Source organism: Nocardia sp. NPDC051832, assembly GCF_040681285.1.
GTDB lineage: Bacteria > Actinomycetota > Actinomycetes > Mycobacteriales > Mycobacteriaceae > Nocardia.
Genome location: NZ_JBFAYL010000006.1, coordinates 158,925 through 176,998 on the forward strand (window position 1 = coordinate 158,925; position 18,074 = coordinate 176,998).

Here is an 18,074-nt window from a genome sequence, read left to right on the forward strand (position 1 = left end):
GGCGAACCGAACGTTTTGAGAGCTCAGCTGACGAGGATCGGTTCGGCCGATACCGCCGGCGGCGCGGTGAGACGGCGGCTGCGCAGGTAGCCGGCGGCCACGGTCAGTAGTCCGAGCGCGGACATACCCGCGCCCACCCAGGCGGTGGACGGGTAGCCGAGTCCGGCGGCGACTGCCAGCCCCGCGAGCCATGGGGCGATCGTGTTTCCGACATTGAACGCGGAGGTCACCAGGGCGCCGCCGAGTGTTCGTACCTCCCCTAGGTGCGCGTAGACGCGGGCGTTGACGGCCGGATTGGTGGCCAGTCCGAACATTCCCATCAGGAAGACCAAGAGGATGACCGGGATCGGATGGCTTGCCAGCACCGCGATGCCTACCGAGGTGAGCAGGACTCCGGTCGTCCCGATGTACAGGGTCTGGAAAGGGTGTGCGTCGGCTACTCGGCCGCCGATGGTGATGCCGATCAGCGAGCCGACGCCGAACAGTGCCAGCACGACCGGAACCCAGCTCGCCGCCAGACCGGTGTCGGTGGTCAGCATGGCGCCGAGGTAACTGAACGATGCCATCATCGAGCTGAAGATCAGCGCGCTGGTGCCGTAGACGATCCAGAGTCCGGGGTTGCCGAGGCTGCGCAGTTCGTCGGCGAAACTTGGTATGGCCCTGCTGGTTTCGCCCGTTCGGCGCGGTTCGGTGCGCAAGCTCCACGCGACGCCGACAGCGGCGACGGTAGCCAGTACGGCCACGGTCCAGAATGCGGAGCGCCAGCCGAGGTGCTGACCGATCACGGTGCCCAGCGGGACGCCGAGCACTGTCGACACCGTGATCCCGCCGATCACAATCGACAGCGCCCGGCCGGCCCGGTGCGCGCCGACCAGGTCGACGGCGGTCACCGCCGCGACACCGAAGAAGCCGGCGCACGCGATCGCCCCGAGCACCCGCGTGGCGAACAGCAGCGGATACCCGGTGGCGACCGCGCCCACCACATGGGCGGCGACGAACACGGCGAGGAATGTCAGCAGGGCGCGGCGTTTGGGCCAGCGCAGGGTCGCCATGGCCAGAATGGGCGCTCCGATCACCATGCCGATGGCATAGGCGGAGATCAGCAGACCCGCGTCCGGGATGGAGACACCCAGATCGTGCGCCATGTCGGGCAAGAGCCCGGACAACATGAATTCCGATGTGCCCTGCGCGAAGATCGCGAGTCCAAGCACGTAGATGGCCAACGGCACAGCTATCCCTCTCTCAGTTTTGTATCAATCAGTCCATAACTCGGGCGCGCGCTGACGCGAACATCCGAACCGAATCAGGTCAGAGCGCGGTGAGAGCGTTGGTGGCGATGGCTTCCAGCGTCGCCCGATCGGCGCCACCTCGCGCGGCCACCTGCATCCCACTGATGGTGGCGATCATGAAATGTGCCAATCCGAGCGAATCACGTTCGGCGGCAATCTCTTTCCGGCGACGGCCGGACTCGAACGCCGCCCGGAGCAGCTGCACCCGCTGATCCTGGTCGCGGCGCAGCGAGCGCGCGATCTGCGGGTCGCGCGGCGCCAGTTCCACCATCGAGTTCACCACCAGACACCCGAGTGGTTCCTCGATCTCCTGATCGATCACCCGCCACAGCAGCGCCCGCATCTTGTCCTGGACCGGACCGTCACCGTCCATGAGATCCAGGACCGGCGCGTTCTTGGTGTCCATATAGCGGCGCAGCGCCTTCGCGAACAGCGCGCTCTTGGATTTGAACGTGTTGTAGATGCTGCTGCGCCCCAATCCGGTCGCCGCGCACAGGTCCGCGGTCGAGGTGGCCTCGTAGCCGGACGCCCAGAACGTCCGCATCGCCGCCTCGACCGCCCGGTCCTCATCGAAGTGCCTCGGTCGCGCCATAGGAAGCACGCTAACACAGTTTTGGACCAACCGTTTCAATACCTGACTTGAAGCAATGAGAGACTTCAAGTCTATGCATCTCACCGGCGGCATGCTAGACATGCTGCGGACAGCTAGGAGGAGCTTGTGACACCGCCAGCCCACGATGGCCCGAAGATCGTAGTGTTCGGCGCGACCGGATACACCGGCCGCCTGACCGCCGAAGCCCTTGCCGCCCGCGGGATCTCCCCCGTCCTGGCCGGGCGCAACCCGGCTGCCCTGAACGAACTCGCCGCCGCGCTCGGCGGCGCCCGAACCGCGGTCGCCGATGTCGCCGACCCCGCGTCGGTGCGGGCCCTGCTCGGCCGCGGCGATGTCTTGGTGAGCACCGTCGGCCCGTTCTTGCGCCACGGCCGCCCCGCACTCGACGCGGCGCTCTCCGCGGGCGCCCACTACCTCGACTCCACCGGCGAAGGCCCCTTCATCCGCACGGTCTTCGAGCAGGACGACCGTGCCCGCGCCGCCGGTTCCACCCTCCTGACCGCCTTCGGATTCGACTATGTACCAGGCAATTTGGCCGCCGGGCTGGCCTTGCGCGCGGCGCCGGAGGCGGTACGCGCCGAGGTCGGCTACTTCATGGACCACCCCGGCACCAGCGGCGGCACCCGCGCGTCCATGGCGGGGATGCTGTTCGAATCCGGCTTCGCCCTGCGCTCCGGGCGGGTCGTCACCGAGCGCACCGGAGCACGAATCCGATCCTTCGACGTTGCCGGGACGCCTCGCACGGCGGTATCGATCCCCGGGTCGGAACACTTCGCCCCGACCCGCTCGCACCCGCACCTGCGCGAGGTCGACGTCTACCTCGGCTTGCCCACGCCGGCGGCCCAGGGATTCCGGGCTGGATCCCAGCTGGCCGCGGCGCTCGCGAAGGTGCCCCCGCTCAAACGCGGCCTCGAAGTCGCGCTGACCCGGACGGTCAAGGGCTCGACGGGCGGTCCTGGCGCCGCATCCCGGGGACGCACGCGCGCCTGGGTGGTCGCCGAAGCTCGCGACAACTCCGGAAATCCCTTGGCAACAGTCACTTTCAGCGGCGGCGATCCTTATGACTTCACCGCCGCAATCCTGGCCTGGGCCGCCCAGACAGCGTTGGGCGGCGGGTTACTCGCAGCGGGAGCTCTGGGCCCCGCCGACGCGTTCGGCTTGGACGTGCTCCAAACCGCGGTCGTCGAGGCCGGGTGGACTCGCCACCCGGCCGGCTGATCGCACGCTCGTGCGCGGTCGTGCATATTGGAGGCATGAAGTATGTCTTGCTGATCTGCGATGACGAAGCTTCCATACCCAGCCCTGCCGAGATCGGCGCGGATCCCGCGCATCAGGCGTACACCCGAGAGGTGGAGGGGCGGAACGCGGGACGGGGCGGCGCACGCCTACGTCCGGCCGCCGAGGCGAAAACCATCCGCGTGCGCGACGGTGAAACTCTGGTGACCGACGGCCCTTTCGCCGAGACCAAAGACTTCATCGGCGGCATCGATATCCTCGAGTGCGCGAACCTGGACGAGGCGATCGAGATCGCCTCGCGTCATCCGTACGCACTGCATGGGTCGATCGAGATCCGACCGGTATGGGAGTGACTGCGCCGCAACTCGTTCGGGACGCGGTGGACGCGGCCTATCGCACGGAGTGGGGCCAGATCGTCGCCACACTGATCGGCGCGACCGGGGATTGGGACCTGGCCGAGGATTGCGCGCAGGACGCCTTCGCGACCGCCCTGACGACATGGTCGCGGGACGGCATCCCCGACCGGCCGGGCGCCTGGCTCACCACCACCGCGCGCAATCGCGCTATCGACCGGCTGCGCCGCGATTCGGTCGCCGGCGCGAAGCTGCGCCAGGTCGCCGTGCTCGAACGCACCCAGGTCGAGCCGTCCGTGGAAGCGATCCCCGATGACCGGTTACGGCTCATCTTCACCTGCTGTCATCCGGCGCTGCCGCTTCCCACCCGGGTCGCCCTGACCTTGCGCACGCTGACCGGGCTGAGCACAGCCGAGATCGCGGCGGCCTTCCTGACAGCGGAATCGACTATGGCGCAACGTTTGGTGCGCGCCAAGCGCAAGATCGTCGACGCGGGTATCCCCTACCGAGTGCCTGCGCCGGAGCAACTCCCGCAACGGCTGCCCGCGGTCTCGGCGGTGCTGTACCTGATCTTCAACCAGGGCTACAGCGCGACCGACGACCAGCGCGGGCTGGCTTCGGAGGCGATCTTCCTCGCTCGACTGGTCGCGCGACTGCTGCCCGCCGAGCCGGAACCGGCGGGCCTGCTGGCCCTGATGCTGCTCCTCGAAGCGCGCCGCCCGCAGCGTATCGACGACGGGGTACTGATACCCCTCGAAGAGCAGGACCGATCGCGCTGGGATCACGCGATGATCGCCGAGGGTGTCCAGATATTGGATCGGGCGTTGGCGTCCCAGCGCCCCGGCCCGTACCAGGTACAGGCGGCGATCGCGGCCTGCCACGCGACCGCGCTCGACGCCGCCGATACCGACTGGCCGCAGATCGCGGCCCTGTATCGCGAGCTCTCCCGGCTGACTCCCTCCCCCGTGGTCGAGCTCAACCGTGCGGTAGCGGTGGCGATGGCCGAGGGCATTCCGGCAGGGCTCGAGCTCATCGACGAACTCGCCGACTCCGGGCACCTGGACGGGTATCACCTGTTGCCGGCTACCCGCGCCGATCTGCTGCGCCGCGCCGGGCGCTCCGGGGAGGCCGCCGCCGAGTACGCGACGGCCTTGGAACTGGCGCCCACCGACGCCGAACGGCGGTATCTGGAGAGCCGGCTGCGCCGACTCTGATCAGTCTCGAAAATTTTCTCCGCAGCGTTGTCGATCCAGCCGAAGCCGGTTCGTCGGTGGGGTAAACCACCCGAGGAAAGGAAAAGACAATGCCGAACACCGAGCACCTGACCGCCACGATGTCCGTGAACCGAACCCCGGCCGAGGTGATGGCGGCGATCGCCGACGTGCGTGGCTGGTGGAACGCGAACATCATCGGCAATACCGCCGCCGTCGGCGACGAATTCGTCTTCACCGACGACAGCAAATACCCCGGCGAGACCGCGAAAGAAAAGGAAGGAATCCGCTTCGCCCGCTTCCAGATCACCGAGGTCGTGCCCGATACCCGAATGGTCTGGCAGGTCGTCGATTCGGAACTGACCTTTATCGATGACCACTCCGAATGGACCGACACCACAGTCGTCTTCGACATCAGCGCGACCGACGACGGCGCCACCCTGCATTTCACGCATGTGGGCTTGTCGGCGGCCGAATCCGAGTGCTTCGAGGAATGCTCGCGCGGCTGGACGTTCTACATCACCAAAAGCCTCCCGCAGCTGATGACCACCGGAACCGGCGATCCCATCCCGCACTACAGCACCTGACCCGCCCTATGCGCAGCCCCTTGCGCGAAAGATCCCGATGAATGGGATAGCTCGTAGTCGATCCGCGTGAATAGCTGCTTCTGTGAGACGCGCCACCCCCGAATTCCGATTTTTCGGCATATCTGTAGTGGCGTCGCCACGACGAAAGGCATTCCCACCCATGCGAATCCGATCCCTCCGAGTCTCCCTTGCGGTGGCCGCGACCGCGGTTGCGGCCACAACCGCTACCACCGGCGTCGCGGCCGCCGATATCGACCTCGGAAACTCCGGCAGCGGCTCCGGCAGCAGCTCCGGCGAAATGGTCATCACCCTGGTGCGCCATACCGAGTCCGCCGGTAACGCCTCCGGCCTGATCGACACCAAGGTGCCCGGACCCGACCTGACCGCGCGCGGCCGGACCCAGGCCGACAACGTGGCCCTGCAGCTGGCCGACAAGGACTACGACTGCGCCTTCGCGTCGAACATGGTGCGTACCGAGCAGACGGCGGCGCCGACCGTGGCCAAGCACGGCCTGAACCTCAACATTCAGCCCGGTTTCCGGGAGATCGAGGCCGGCCAGTACGAGGGCACTCCCGAGGCCGAGGCGATGTCGGGGTACCTGCAGGCGCCGATCAAGTGGCTCTCCGGCGACCTGACCGCGCGGATTCCAGGATCCATCGACGGCAAGGAGTTCGACGGCCGCGTCGATCAGGCGCTGGTCGAGGTGCAGCGCCGCAGCTGCGCCAAACCGGTGATCTTCTCGCACGCCGCCACCATCATGTTCTGGTCCATGCTGAACGCAGACAACGCCGACCCGAACAAACTCGGCACCGATCCGATCCGCAACGGCGGGCGCGTCGTCCTCAAGGGCAGCCCGAAGAAGGGCTGGACGATCGTCGAGTGGGTCGGCCGCCCCGACATCGGCTGATTCACCCTTCCGCGCCCGGTGTCACAATCGGTGGCACCGGGCGCGGTTGTGTCTCAGCCGGAGCGTCGAGCGTCCCTTACGCAGGAGCGCTGAGCGGCGGGTGCTCGAGCACTCGGGGCTTGTACTCGACCAACTGGATGCTGTTGTCGAAGGTGCGGTGCTCGATCATCTCGAGCGCCACGTCCGGATAGCCGTCGTAGATGCGTTCCGCACCCGTGGCGCCGGTGATCACCGGAAACATCACCACCCGGAATCGGTCGACGAGTCCGGCACGGAGCAGGGACCGGCACAAGCTCAGGCTGCCGATCGTGCTGAGGAGCCCCGAACCACTCGACTTCATGGCGCGGACCGCCTCGACGGCATCGCCGCGAACGAGCTGGGAGTTGGCCCAGGTCAACGGCTCCGCGAGCGAGTTGGAGAACACCACCTTGGGCGCTTTGGTGAGCCCGTCGACGGACGCCTCTTCTTCGGGCCGGAACTCCGCTTGCCCGTCCGGGACCTCGCCGGCGGCGAAGCCCGACATCAGACGGTAGGTGTTCGCCCCCATCAGCTGCGTGGACTCGGGCTGTTCGCCGAGCCATGCGAGGTACTCCGGGCCTTCCAGACCCCAGAATCCGGGCCATCCCTCGCCCGATGCGTAGCCGTCGAGTGAGGTGATGAAGTCGACGAGAAGTTCCGACATAACACTGTCCTTTCCTCGGGTGTCACAAGTTCTGACCGGCCGGCGGCCGCAAACTCATCGGCCACGCCGACGGCGGGCGGTCATGCGCAACCAGCTAGGGCCACACCGCCCGTGAGGTCTCGTCTACTTGGAGCACGAAGACGTCTTGGCGTGCGTAATGCCCGACTGGATCGAAGTCGAAACGGGCACGGGCGAGTTCACCGAGGTCGAGTTCTGCCAGCAAGATGCCCTCGGTATCGCGCAGCGGCCCGGCCAAGACCGTGCCGAGTGGGGAAATGATTGTGCTGCCGCCACCGATCAGAACGACATCCGCGGCATCGCCTTGAACTGGCGAGACGTCGACGGGCAGATCCGAGCGAAGTAGGTACTGATTCGCGCTCAACACAAAGCAGCGCCCCTCGAGGGCGATGTGCCGCATGGTGGCTTGCCAGGTTTCACGGTCGTCGACGGTCGGCGCACACCAGATGTCGATGCCCTTCTCATACATCGCCGCGCGGAACAGCGGCATATAGTTCTCCCAGCAAATTGCGGCGCCGACCACAACGTCACCGGTCGCCACGACCGACAGCGTGGAACCGTCGCCACATCCCCAGATCAAGCGCTCCGCCGCCGTCGGCATCAACTTGCGATGTTTGCCCTGGAATCCTTCCGGACCAAAATAGAGCGCCACACAATAAAGCGTGCCACCAGCGCGTTCGATCGCCCCCACAACCGCGTGCACACCTAGTTCCCGGCACAGGCCGGCCAGACACTGCGACCCTGGTCCCGGCACGTCGATCGCCGACGCGAAGTATCGACGAAACAGCTCGCGGCCTTCCGCCGTGCGACTTCCGACCGTCACACCGAAGTCGAGCCCCTTGGGGTAGCCGCCCAGAAATGCCTCCGGCAGAACCACGAGTTCGGCACCGCGCCCGGCGGCTTCGCGAATAAGAGCCTCGGCCTTGGCGAGATTGGCAGTGGTGTCGAACAAGCGCGAACCCGCTTGCGCCACGGAAACAACCCGGCTACCGGTGGGAACTGGCATGCCGACACAGTAGGGCTCCAGCGCTCTTCGCTATTTCCATCAACGGGAAGGCCCGGTACGAGAACGCCTTCAGCGTAACGTCGCGGCATGGAGTTCACCGATGAAGACCTGGAGCGGTTCGTGCGGGGCCTGATCGTCCCGGGGTTCCGAACGCTCCCGGAGGTCCTGGAAACCGTCGAGGAATGGGCAGGCGACGAGGGCGTACCCGTAGTCTGGGCGCGCGCGGTGGCATACGAGACCTGGCAGGAGCGGTTGGCCGAACAGCGGGAATGGTCCACCCCCGGCGACTACGACCGGCTGGTCCGCGCCTTCGCCGAGCTGGAGAGCCAGGGATTCCTGGCGCGAATGAACTTCGCCTGCTGCACGAAATGCGCGACCACCGAGATCGCCGCCGAGCGCACCGCCGACCCGAACCCGAAAGACTGGTACCACTACCGCGAATGGGCCTACGTCTTCTTCCACGAACAAGACACCGACCGACTGGGCGGCGATCATCCCCAATTGTTCCTCGGGTACAGCGCGTTCCGAGCCCTCCCGGATACCCCCGACACCCTGCTGGCGGCCGCCAAGGCAGGCGATGAGACCGCGACCCGCGCCATCTTCGCCCGCACCGAACAGGAAGCGGGCCGCCGCGTCACCAATACCCTTGCGCGCCACGGACTCGACGCACTGTGGTCCGGCGACCCCGCCGACCGCATCTCCCTCCGGATCCGCGACTGGCGCAAACCACTTCCCGAGTGATCGATCGCTAGGAAACCTGCAATGTCGCCGAATAGTCCTGCTGATCAATCGAATTCGCAAACTTCCGCCCCGGGGCGAGGGCCTGCAAGGTGACCAGGTGCGGCGCTAGCGTCGCGGCTTTGGCCCCCCAGTCGGTATGCAACTCATAGGTTGCGCCCGACGAGCGGATGACCACGGTGGCATCGCCCGACCAGACACAAGCGACGTCCTGCGCCACCGGGCATCGTGTGTCGTCGACGACCCGGACAAAGGTCAGCGAAATACCGGTGTCCGAGATAATGGCGGTCTGCCCCGGGGACAGGGTGAAGGGCTGGCCCGACGGCACGGTGACAGTCGGCTCGGGTGGAATCGGCGGCGGCACCTTGGCGGCACATGCTGTCGCGCACAACAGCAGCGCCGCGACCGGGAGCCTGCGAATCAGCACCAGCACACCATCTTCCAGCTATTTCGCAGGCCAGGGTGCGCCCAGAACCTGTCCTTCGCGCCGAGGGTCCGCACCGCCGGTCCAGCTGTTGCCGTCGCGCCGTAGCGCGCTCAGGCCACTGATGTGTGGGGCGACCGAGACCTGGTGGCCGAGCTCGCGCAGGGCCCGGACCAAGGGGTCGCGCTCGCCGTTGTCAGCGGTCACGATGAGCGGATGCTCACCGCCGACGCCCGTGGTCGGGGTGTTCCCCGCGCCGAAGGAGACCGCCGAGATCGCCTGCTGCGGATCCAGGCCCCAATCCAACATGTTGACAATCGTTTTGACGACGAACTGGATGATCACCGAGCCGCCGGGTGAGCCGAGGACGTAGGCGAGCCGGCCACGGGCACCGTCCGCGTCGCGGTTGAAGATCAGGGTCGGGCTCATCGAGCTGCGCGGTCGCTTACCGGGTTCCAGGCGGTTGGCAACCGGGTTTCCGTCAGTGCCGATCGGGTTCGCGGCGAAATCGGTGAGCTGGTTGTTGAGCAGGAATCCGCCGACCATCGGGGTCGCGCCGAAGGCGGATTCGATCGAGGTGGTCATCGCCGCCGCGTTGCCGTAGCTGTCCACGACCGAGATATGGCTGGTGCCGTGTTCCGGCGGCTGTGGTCCGCTGCCCAGGGCGATCGGCGCGAAAACGCCCGGGTGCGCGACACCCATGCTGCGGCGCGGATCGATGAGCGCGGCACGGCTCCGCAGATAGTCGTCCCCCAGCAAGGTCTGTGGTGAATTGCCGGGGAGAGCTACGAAATCCGGATCGGCGAGATACTTGTCGCGGTCGGCGTAGGCGAGGCGCTCGGCCTCGGCGATGAGGTGCGCCGCCTGCGGGTGCGGCCGGCCGCCATCACGCTCGACGTGCTCGGGTCGGAGCGTGTACAGGTCGAAGCTTCGCAGCACACCGAGGGTCGCCGCGACGGTGCTGCCTCCGGACGACGGACCGGGCATGCCGCAGATGTCGTGCATGCGATAGGCGATACACAGCGCTGTCCGTTTCTTCGGTTCGTAGGAACTCAGATCCGCGAGTGTCATCACCCCGGGCGTGCGATCACCGGCGGTCGAGGCGGTCGCGTCGACGATGTCCTGCGCTATGGCTCCGGTGTAGAAAGCCTTCGCCCCTTCGGCGGCGAGGGCGTGCAACGTTTTCGAGTAGGCCGGATTGGTGAGAACCGTGCCCGCGGTTTTCGGCTTGGCCTCGGCGTCCAGGAAGTACGCACGAGCGGCGGCATCGCGGGCCAGATCCGCGGCGGAAGCGGAAATCTGTTCCGCCAGCCGGGGACTGATGGCGAATCCGGCATCGGCAAGGTCCGCGGCCGGGGCGAGCAGGTCGCGCCAGGGCTGACGCCCGTGTTCGCGGTGCGCGAGTTCCAGCATTCGCACAACTCCGGGCACCCCGATCGACCGGCCGCTGGCGCGCACTGTGGGTTTCGGCTCGACCTGCTGTTCCGGACTGATCCAGCGCAGATAGTTCTCGGTGGCCGCGAGCGGGGCGACTTCCCGGCCGTCATAGGCGTCGATGGCAGCGCGCTCGGCGTCGTAGTACAGCACGAACGCACCGCCCCCGAGACCCGAGCCCTGTGGTTCGACCAGCCCGAGCACCGTTTGCGCGACAACCAGCGCGTCGGCCGCGGTCCCACCGTCCCGCAGCACCCGGCAGGCGGCCGCGGTGGCAAGCGGGTTCGCGGTCGACACCGCATAACGCCCGGTCCGCACGGCGGTCAACCCGCTGCGGTATCCGGACGCGATCTCGGGATTGGTTGCCAGACTCGAGATGGTCGCGTCCGTGCTGCCGGGCGCCGCCGGCGACGTAGTCCCGATCGCGGCTCTCGGGCAGGGTGGCGCGGAGTCCTCCGCGGCGGCAGTGCATCCGGTGAGCACGCCGAGGGCCAGCAGGGTCGCGGCGGCGGAGTTCCAGAGTGGTCGCAGGCGGCGCATTCGCGAACTCTAAGCGCCGAGTTCGCGACTTCCCGCTGGTGGCAAGGTTTTTCAGAGGATGTCGATCGCGCGGTGGTCGGCCGGGCAGGCAGGCGCGGCGATCATGACGCTGCTCGAGTTTCCGGTGCGCAATGCCCGGATCGCCTGGTATTCCGGTGAGTCGTACCAGGTTCGGACGGCCGCCAGATCGGCGAACTCCACGATGACCGCCATCGCGTCCGAGGGACCTTCCAGAGCGTCCTGCGCACCGCCGTGCACCAGGAATCTTCCGCCGTAGCGCGTCAGCGTCGCGTCGATCTGCCGCAGGTACTCGACCAGCTCCGGCCCAGGCCGGATGGCGTGCAGGTGGGCGATGGCGTAGGCGGGCATGAGAACTCCTGAGGGTGCGGGGACCGGTATTACCAAGTCTGGCAATACATTCGATATCGAGCCGTTGTTCAGCGGTACGTTGCGAGCCAGTATGACCGCTCAGGCTTGAACAAACGAGATAATGATGACCAAGAACAGCGCTCTGACAGTATTCGCTGGAGCCGCTTTGGCGATCGGCTTCGCCACTACCCCTGCGACCGCGGAGTCGCCCGGCGCTGCTTGCCTGTGGGCGGGCGGCGTTCATGCCCAGCAGGCCGAGATCGTCGCGGGCGGCTGGGACTTCGACTGCGGAACCGATCCGCAGGGCATTCCGCAATGGTTCCGTGGCGCGCGGTCCGACCGCGCCGACACCGTGCCGAATCCGGGTGCCCACGCCAACCCGACCGGCGAATTCAGCGCCGGGGCCCTGCAATTCGGCACCGACTACATGGACTACTGCGTGGGTAGTCAGCTGATACCGGGTGTCGAGGATGTCTTCGTCGCGGTTCCTGGCGGGCGCATGCTCTATTGGAAATTCGCCGGTCCGATCTCGCAGTGGCGGTTCGAGAATGCGGCGGCGCGTCCGCGAGCCGGCGGTTCCGCTAGCCAGTGCTATCACTACTGAGACGTTCTCAGTGCACGGCATGGACTTCGTGCCGATAGTGCACCCCCACCACCGCGCTACCATAGGTCGCCACGTCCACGAGACGCAGGCCGGATCGATCGAATGCGCTCGGGAACAACGGGATTCCGCTGCCCAACAGCAGCGGGTGCACGAACAGCCGGAACTCGTCGACCAAGTCGTGCCGGATGAAGGCCGACGCGGTCGCGGCGCCGCCGAACAGCACCATGTCGCAGTTGGGCAGTGCTTTCAGGGCGCGGACCTCCGCGACCAGGTCCTCGCGCACCACCCTGGTGTTCCAGTCCGCCCCGCACAGGCTGCGGGAGAAGACGAGCTTCGGCGTCTGCTTCCAGCAGCGGGAAAAGTCCACGTAGAAGGGGGAAATCGCGGGGTCGGCGTCCGCGGTCGGCCAGAACTCCGACATCAGCTCATAGGTCTTGCGCCCATAAAGGAACAGGTCCGCCTGGCGTAGCTCGTCGAGGAACGCGGCATACAGTTCCTCATCCACGACCGGCCAATGGATCTCGTCGTCCGGCCCTTCGGCGAATCCGTCGAGGGACATCTGCATCCAGAGCGTGACGCTTCCCATAACCCTGCACCTCACCTGCTGAAAACGGGTTTGCGAGGCCCAGACTGTCAGCGTGCGCGCCCGCCCGCATCGGTAGATCGGGTGCGCGTCTACCTAGGTAGGCTCAGATACTTCCGGACCGATGCGCCGACCAGCCCGGCCATCGCCTGCGCCGGAACCATCTGCGCCAGTTCGATCCTCTCCTCGAGCTCGGCGTCGTCGGTCAGCACCGTCCGCTCCAGCAGGTCAGCGAACCGGCGGGCCACACGGTCGGCATCGATCCGTAGCTTCTCCAGCTCCTCGACCATGTCCGCGACCGGAATACCCAGGGCCAGTAGCTGATCGGCGACTCTGGCGAGATCCGGGTCGGCCGATCGATAGGTGGTGGCGTCGACCGGCTCGTAGAGACCCACCGCGACGATCCGGGCGAATCCGTTGGGCACCTCGCGATAGCGGTCGGCCAGCTCGGTCGCCTCGATGGTCTGTCCGGGGGCCGCCTCACCGACGGGCTGCGCGGCCGCGGGCACGCCCACGCCGAGTACGACGCCGAGGTCCTCACCCCGGTCCCACGCTTCGAGCAACTCCCGGATTCCGTTCAGTTTGATGCCGCGCTCGAGCAGCCGGCTGATCGTGCGCACCCGGTTCAGATGGTCCTGGCCGTAGAAACCGGTGCGGCCTTTCACCTGGGGTGGCGGCAGCACGCCGCGTTCATGGTAGACACGCACACTGCGCACGGTGGTTCCCGCTTCCCGCGCCAGCTCATCGATTGTGTACTCTGCACCCGCCACCATGGGACAAGGAAACCATACCGGCGCCTAGCCAGACGGTGCGGCCAGCCGACCCGCGGCCTCGGCCCGATCCTCGGCACGGTGTCGCAGTAATCGCCGTTCCTGCTCCGACATCCCACCCCAGATGCCGTACGGCTGCGCGGTCACCAACGCGAACTGGCGGCATTCGCGTTGCACCGCGCAGGAACGGCAGATCCGTTTGGCGCGCCGCACCCGTGCTTCGCGTTCGTACCCGCGTTCGCCGTCGGGGTGGAAGAACACCGAGGAGTCCAGCCCGCGGCACGACCCGGACAACTGCCAGCCGCCGAGCTCGTATATACCCTCGGACATCGCTCGCTCCTTGCTTTCCGGGCCCTCCGGATCCTGTCGCCGCCAGCCTAAAGGCTTCCCTGAGCTGGGAACTTCCACTGTTCACCGAGGTCATCGCGGCCCTATCGTCGCCCTATGCACGACGACCCGGATACCCGAATCAGCACCGCGCAGCGCGAACAGGCGCTGCGGGAGCTGGTCCGGCATCTCGGCACTGGTCGCCTCGATCTCGACGAATTCGACCGGCGCTGCGCGCGGGCCACGACCGCGACGACCGGGCCGCAGCTGGCCGAACTCTTCACCGATCTCCCCGCGAGCGAGCCCGATGCGCCGCCCGAGCGAACCGCCGGAGCGCTGCCGGTATTCCTGGGCGCTTCAGGCTGCTGGCTCGTAGTCATCGCGAGTGTCGCGGCAACAAGCGGCGAGGTGCGCTGGCTGCTTCTCGTGCTTCTCCTGCCCGGGATATTGCTCCTCGTGGCCCGCGGTCGCTGAGTGTCCAGCATTACCACCAGGTTCGAGGTCGCACGTGGTTGGCCAGGTCGACCAGGCGGTAGCGGTGGATTCGATCCGTCGCGCCGCGGGCGAGCGCGCGCAGACTCGACTCGAGGGCGTTGCCCAGACCCGGCTCGGTACACGGGTGTCCGAACAGAATCGGCTCGACCGGACGCCGGCCCAGCCGCAGCCACTCCAGCGCCGCGCCGATGACGAGCACGCGCATCTGCAATGAGCGCGGCTCGTCGGCCAGTGCCGCCAATCGTCCTGCCGCCGCGGCCAATTCGGCCTCCTGGAGATCCTCGACGGGGCGGGTGATCAGCAGCAGGCAGCCGGTCAGGCTGGCTACCCCGTGATGCCGGGAAGCGAGCGGCACCTCGTCGAGCACCGCGACCGCGCCGGGCAGGTCGCCGTCCGCGGCCAGGCAGCGCGCCGAACCGAACGCCGCGCTCACCACACCATGATTGGTGCGCCACACCGACCGGTAGTAGCCGCCGGCCGCGCGACGCCACAATTCGCCGTCGGCTGACTGATCACTGTCCGCCAAGACCAGCTCGGCCGTCGCCGCCAGCGCCAGCAACGGCGCCAACTCCCCCGGCAGCATGGCGTGCACGATGTCGAACTGCTCGTAAGCGGCACGATGGTTGTGATCGAGAAGCAGGCAAACACCCGTGTACCACACTATCCGCCAGTCGTTTTCGTGCCCGGCGCGCAGTCGCGCAAGGCGCGCCAAGGCGGTGTCGACGGCCCCGAGATCGAGTTCGGCGCGGACCTCGACTAGGCCGCACTCCAGATCGAAAGTTTCCGGGGCGCCGATGATTCCGCCGTCGACGCGGTCCCGGGTACGACCTGCCGCATCGAGGGCATGGCGGGGTTCGGTATGCAACAGGGCCGCGAGCAGCTCGGCGCTGGGATCCTCGCTGTCGATCAGCGGAACCGGCAGCGCCGCAGCGACATCCGCGGCTTGCAGGCGCACGGTCCGGGTACGGCCGTCGGTGATGCCATCGGTGGGGCCGATCAGCGTGTCGATGCCGAAATCGCCCCGCAGCGCGCCGAATTCCATGGAAATCTGTGGATGTTCCCGTCCGGATTCGGCGGCAAGCACCGCGCGCAGCACGCCCGCCAGCTGGTTGTACATCGCGTGTGCGGACGGAAAACGCCGGTCCGGTTCGGCCGCGGTCGCCCGCACCAGCAATCGGTGCAACGCCGGATACCGGCGCAGGACCGGCTGCCCGTCCAGGTCGGGAAAGCCGTCGGCCCGGTCGGCCGGCGGTTCCAGGATCAGCACCGCCAGCGTCCGCCCGACCATATAGAGATCCGAAGCCACGGTCGGACCGGTGCGGGTGATCTCCGGAGCCTGGTAGCCGGGTGTTCCGTAGATGCTGCCGTAGGAGTCGAGCGCGGCGACCGCGCCCAGATCGATCAGGGTGATGCCGTCGTCGTTGACCATCATGTTGTCGGGTTTGAGATCGTTGTAGGCCAGCCCCGCCGCGTGCAGGTAGTCGAAGGCCGGCAGCACCTCCATCAGGTAGGCGAGCGCTTCGGCGACCGGAATCCGTTCCGGTGCGGCGTGTTCGAGCATCGACTTGAGCGAGCGGCCGCCGACGTACTCCATCACGATGTAGCCGTCGGCGATGTCGCGGGTGCTGCCGTGCTTGACGAAGTTGTAGATCTTGACGATGCCGGGACAGGCCACCTCGGACAGGAATTGGCGTTCGGCGAGCGCGACGACGTGGGCCTCGAAGTCGAGCGGATTCTGCAGGCCCTTGAGCACCACCCAGCGATCGCTGACATTGCGGTCGACGGCTAGATAGATCCACCCGAGCCCGCCGTGCGCGATGCATCCTTGAATCTCGTACTGGTCCGCGACCACTTCACCGCGCCGCAACTGCGGCCGGAAGTGGAACGGCGCCGCGCAGCGCGGACATACGCCGGTGACCTCACCCGCGCGCCGCCCGACCGGATCCTGGCATTTCCAGCAGAAGCGTTTGCGCTCAGGCACTTCGGGGTCGGTCAGCAGCACCGAACGCGGATCCCCCGACGGCACCCGCGGCGCGGGCACCAAGCCGCCGCCGAGCCTGCGCACAATGGGCCGGGATCCGGCCGTCCGGCCGGATCCGGTCGCCACGCCGTTCGCCGCGGGTTCAGCGGACCGGAAGGTATCCGGCGAGGTCCGCTTGGCCCACGGCGTCGGGCGGCGCGGCGGCAGGCCGGGACCGGGTGACGTGCGGCTCACCCACATGGGCTGCTCCGGCATGTCCCCCCTTCCACCCTGGCGTTGCTCGCGCGCCCCATTGTGTTCGGCTACGGCGGACGTGCCCAGGGGCTCTTCCCAGAATCGGGAAGAGCCGCACTACTGATCGACGCTTCGCAGCGCCGCCACCCGAGCCACCCGGTTCCGGGTGAGGAACCACCCACCGACGAGCGCGGGCAGCAGGACCACCACGGCCGTGCCGAGCGCCAGCCGCTGTACTTCGTCACCACTGCACGCCATCAGGACAACGACGACGCCGAGGAATCCCAGCGTGGCGATGCTCGTGTACGGAGTGCCGATCAATCGAAACGCCGGTCGCTCCATCGCCCCGCTGCGCCATCGCCGCCACAACTCCAATTGGCACAGCACGATGACGGCCCAGGTCGTGATGATCCCGACCGAGGTCATATTCAGCACGATCTCGAAAGCCTTGTCCGGCACCACCGCATTGAGCCCGACCCCGAGCAACGCGATCGCTCCGGTCGCCAGGATCCCCACGTAGGGCACGCCGCTCTTCGACATCCGGGCGGCGACAGCGGGCGCGCTGCCGTTCATCGACATCGACCGCAGGATGCGCCCGGTCGAATACAGGCCGGCATTGAGACTGGAGAACGCCGCGGTCAGCACGACCAGGTTCATGACCGAACCGGCGCCGCCTACCCCCAGCTTGGCGAAGAAGGTGACGAACGGACTCTCCCCTGACCGGTAGGCGGTGTAGGGCAGCAGCAGTCCGAGCAGAACCAGCGATCCGACATAGAACAGCGCGACGCGGGCGATCACCGAGTTGATCGCCCGGGGCATGATCTTCTCCGGATTCTCGGTCTCCCCCGCCGCGATCCCGACCAATTCGACTGCGCCGTAGGCGAATACCACGCCGGTCGTCACCAGAACCAGCGGCAGCACCCCGGTCGGGAACAGGCCGCCGTTGTCAGCCAGCACACCGGGTCCGGTAGCGGCGCCGTCGATCCGGAAGCGTCCGGCCAGGAAGATCGTGCCGATGACCAGGAACGCCACCAACGCGACGACTTTGATCAACGCGGCCCAGAACTCCAGCTCGCCGAACCATCGAACCGACACCATGTTGATGCTCACGACCACCACCAGCGCGATCAAGGCGATGAGCCACTGCGGTACCGCCTCGAACAGCCCCCAGTAGTGCATGTAGGACGCGATGGCGGTGATATCCACGATCCCGGTCATCGACCACAGGAAGAAGTACATCCAGCCCGCACCGAATGCCAGCTTCTCCCCGTAGAACTCGCGCGCGTAGGACACGAACGATCCCGTGGTCGGGCGATGCAGCACCAACTCGCCCAGGGCGCGCAGGATGAAAAAGACGAACACCCCGCAGACCGCGTAGACCAGGAACAGGCCCGGTCCCGCCCCTGCGAGCCGTCCGCCCGCACCGAGGAACAGGCCGGTGCCGATTGCGCCACCGATAGCCATCATCTGCACTTGACGGGGGCGCAGCGCTTTGTGATACCCCTCGTCCTCGGCGTGCGGAGCGCCCGTGGCCGGGTATGGCTCGGACTGTGGTCGGACTGCGGTCATGGGATGGCCTTTCAGGCGGCAGCAATCATAACGTCGCTCAACGTACCGTTGTACAACGGCACGTTCAACGACATCGGTTCTCAGCCTTGGCAATACGCGCGTCG

Annotated in this window: 20 protein-coding genes; 8 read left to right on the plus strand and 12 right to left on the minus strand. The window is 67.1% G+C overall.

Features of this window, described 5'->3' with window-relative positions; all coding sequences use genetic code 11:
• Positions 1 to 23: 23 nt before the first annotated feature.
• Both AB0M14_RS33190 and AB0M14_RS33195 read right to left on the minus strand, forming a co-directional pair.
• Positions 24 to 1,229 (minus strand): Cmx/CmrA family chloramphenicol efflux MFS transporter, encoded by a 1,206-nt coding sequence (locus AB0M14_RS33190; protein ID WP_365002472.1) that lies wholly within the window; start codon positions 1,227 to 1,229, stop codon positions 24 to 26.
• Between the two features lie 79 nt (positions 1,230 to 1,308).
• Complete coding sequence (locus tag AB0M14_RS33195) at positions 1,309 to 1,881, minus strand: TetR/AcrR family transcriptional regulator (RefSeq protein ID WP_365002476.1); 573 nt, start codon at positions 1,879 to 1,881, stop codon at positions 1,309 to 1,311.
• A gap of 126 nt (positions 1,882 to 2,007) precedes the next feature.
• On the opposite strand from AB0M14_RS33195, the gene AB0M14_RS33200 reads away from it, so the two are divergent.
• From AB0M14_RS33200 to AB0M14_RS33220, 5 genes are all read left to right on the plus strand, one after another.
• Positions 2,008 to 3,120, plus strand: a complete 1,113-nt coding sequence (locus AB0M14_RS33200) for a saccharopine dehydrogenase NADP-binding domain-containing protein (RefSeq protein ID WP_365002479.1) — start codon at positions 2,008 to 2,010, stop codon at positions 3,118 to 3,120.
• 35 nt (positions 3,121 to 3,155) lie between these two features.
• Positions 3,156 to 3,491, plus strand: coding sequence for a YciI family protein (locus tag AB0M14_RS33205; RefSeq protein WP_365002481.1), 336 nt, complete (start codon positions 3,156 to 3,158; stop codon positions 3,489 to 3,491).
• On the plus strand, positions 3,482 to 4,705 hold the full coding sequence (locus AB0M14_RS33210) for an RNA polymerase sigma factor (protein ID WP_365002484.1): 1,224 nt from the start codon (positions 3,482 to 3,484) through the stop codon (positions 4,703 to 4,705). Before AB0M14_RS33205 ends, AB0M14_RS33210 begins: the two co-directional genes overlap by 10 nt.
• 89 nt (positions 4,706 to 4,794) lie before the next feature.
• Positions 4,795 to 5,289, plus strand: coding sequence for an SRPBCC domain-containing protein (locus AB0M14_RS33215; protein ID WP_365002487.1), 495 nt, complete (start codon positions 4,795 to 4,797; stop codon positions 5,287 to 5,289).
• 160 nt (positions 5,290 to 5,449) lie between these two features.
• Positions 5,450 to 6,196, plus strand: a complete 747-nt coding sequence (locus tag AB0M14_RS33220; RefSeq protein ID WP_365002489.1) for a histidine phosphatase family protein — start codon at positions 5,450 to 5,452, stop codon at positions 6,194 to 6,196.
• 76 nt (positions 6,197 to 6,272) lie between these two features.
• Here AB0M14_RS33220 and AB0M14_RS33225 read toward each other — a convergent pair whose 3' ends face one another.
• Both AB0M14_RS33225 and AB0M14_RS33230 read right to left on the minus strand, forming a co-directional pair.
• Entirely contained in the window at positions 6,273 to 6,878 is a 606-nt protein-coding gene (locus AB0M14_RS33225; protein WP_365002492.1) for a dihydrofolate reductase family protein, read from the minus strand.
• Positions 6,879 to 6,972: 94 nt separating this feature from the next.
• A complete protein-coding gene (locus tag AB0M14_RS33230) occupies positions 6,973 to 7,902 on the minus strand; it encodes a nitrilase-related carbon-nitrogen hydrolase (RefSeq protein WP_365002495.1) in 930 nt (309 codons plus the stop codon).
• An 87-nt stretch (positions 7,903 to 7,989) separates the two neighbouring features.
• On the opposite strand from AB0M14_RS33230, the gene AB0M14_RS33235 reads away from it, so the two are divergent.
• Positions 7,990 to 8,643 (plus strand): hypothetical protein, encoded by a 654-nt coding sequence (locus AB0M14_RS33235; RefSeq protein ID WP_365002498.1) that lies wholly within the window; start codon positions 7,990 to 7,992, stop codon positions 8,641 to 8,643.
• Positions 8,644 to 8,650: 7 nt separating this feature from the next.
• Here AB0M14_RS33235 and AB0M14_RS33240 read toward each other — a convergent pair whose 3' ends face one another.
• From AB0M14_RS33240 to AB0M14_RS33250, 3 genes are read right to left on the minus strand one after another with little or no spacing between them, the layout of a single operon-like run.
• A complete protein-coding gene (locus AB0M14_RS33240; protein ID WP_365002500.1) occupies positions 8,651 to 9,073 on the minus strand; it encodes a hypothetical protein in 423 nt (140 codons plus the stop codon).
• 12 nt (positions 9,074 to 9,085) lie between these two features.
• On the minus strand, positions 9,086 to 11,038 hold the full coding sequence (locus tag AB0M14_RS33245; protein WP_365002503.1) for a gamma-glutamyltransferase family protein: 1,953 nt from the start codon (positions 11,036 to 11,038) through the stop codon (positions 9,086 to 9,088).
• Between the two features lie 51 nt (positions 11,039 to 11,089).
• Entirely contained in the window at positions 11,090 to 11,407 is a 318-nt protein-coding gene (locus AB0M14_RS33250) for a DUF1330 domain-containing protein (protein ID WP_365002505.1), read from the minus strand.
• Positions 11,408 to 11,531: 124 nt separating this feature from the next.
• On the opposite strand from AB0M14_RS33250, the gene AB0M14_RS33255 reads away from it, so the two are divergent.
• Positions 11,532 to 12,011 (plus strand): hypothetical protein, encoded by a 480-nt coding sequence (locus AB0M14_RS33255; protein ID WP_365002508.1) that lies wholly within the window; start codon positions 11,532 to 11,534, stop codon positions 12,009 to 12,011.
• 7 nt (positions 12,012 to 12,018) lie between these two features.
• Here the strand turns inward: AB0M14_RS33255 and AB0M14_RS33260 are convergent, their stop codons facing one another.
• The 3 genes from AB0M14_RS33260 to AB0M14_RS33270 all read right to left on the minus strand — a co-directional run bounded on the left by AB0M14_RS33260 (position 12,019) and on the right by AB0M14_RS33270 (position 13,694).
• On the minus strand, positions 12,019 to 12,597 hold the full coding sequence (locus tag AB0M14_RS33260) for a dihydrofolate reductase family protein (RefSeq protein WP_365002511.1): 579 nt from the start codon (positions 12,595 to 12,597) through the stop codon (positions 12,019 to 12,021).
• 89 nt (positions 12,598 to 12,686) lie between these two features.
• Positions 12,687 to 13,367: a MerR family transcriptional regulator gene (locus AB0M14_RS33265; protein WP_365002514.1), complete on the minus strand. Its 681-nt coding sequence runs from the start codon at positions 13,365 to 13,367 to the stop codon at positions 12,687 to 12,689.
• 24 nt (positions 13,368 to 13,391) lie between these two features.
• A complete protein-coding gene (locus AB0M14_RS33270; protein WP_365002517.1) occupies positions 13,392 to 13,694 on the minus strand; it encodes a WhiB family transcriptional regulator in 303 nt (100 codons plus the stop codon).
• A gap of 114 nt (positions 13,695 to 13,808) precedes the next feature.
• Between AB0M14_RS33270 and AB0M14_RS33275 the strand changes: the two genes are divergently transcribed.
• Positions 13,809 to 14,165 (plus strand): DUF1707 domain-containing protein, encoded by a 357-nt coding sequence (locus AB0M14_RS33275; RefSeq protein WP_365002520.1) that lies wholly within the window; start codon positions 13,809 to 13,811, stop codon positions 14,163 to 14,165.
• A gap of 10 nt (positions 14,166 to 14,175) precedes the next feature.
• Here the strand turns inward: AB0M14_RS33275 and AB0M14_RS33280 are convergent, their stop codons facing one another.
• Positions 14,176 to 16,422, minus strand: coding sequence for a tetratricopeptide repeat protein (locus AB0M14_RS33280; RefSeq protein WP_365002523.1), 2,247 nt, complete (start codon positions 16,420 to 16,422; stop codon positions 14,176 to 14,178).
• Positions 16,423 to 16,518: 96 nt separating this feature from the next.
• The gene (locus AB0M14_RS33285) at positions 16,519 to 17,970 is read right to left on the minus strand and encodes an amino acid permease (protein ID WP_365002526.1); all 1,452 of its coding nucleotides are present in this window, start codon (positions 17,968 to 17,970) and stop codon (positions 16,519 to 16,521) included.
• Positions 17,971 to 18,074 lie beyond the last annotated feature (104 nt).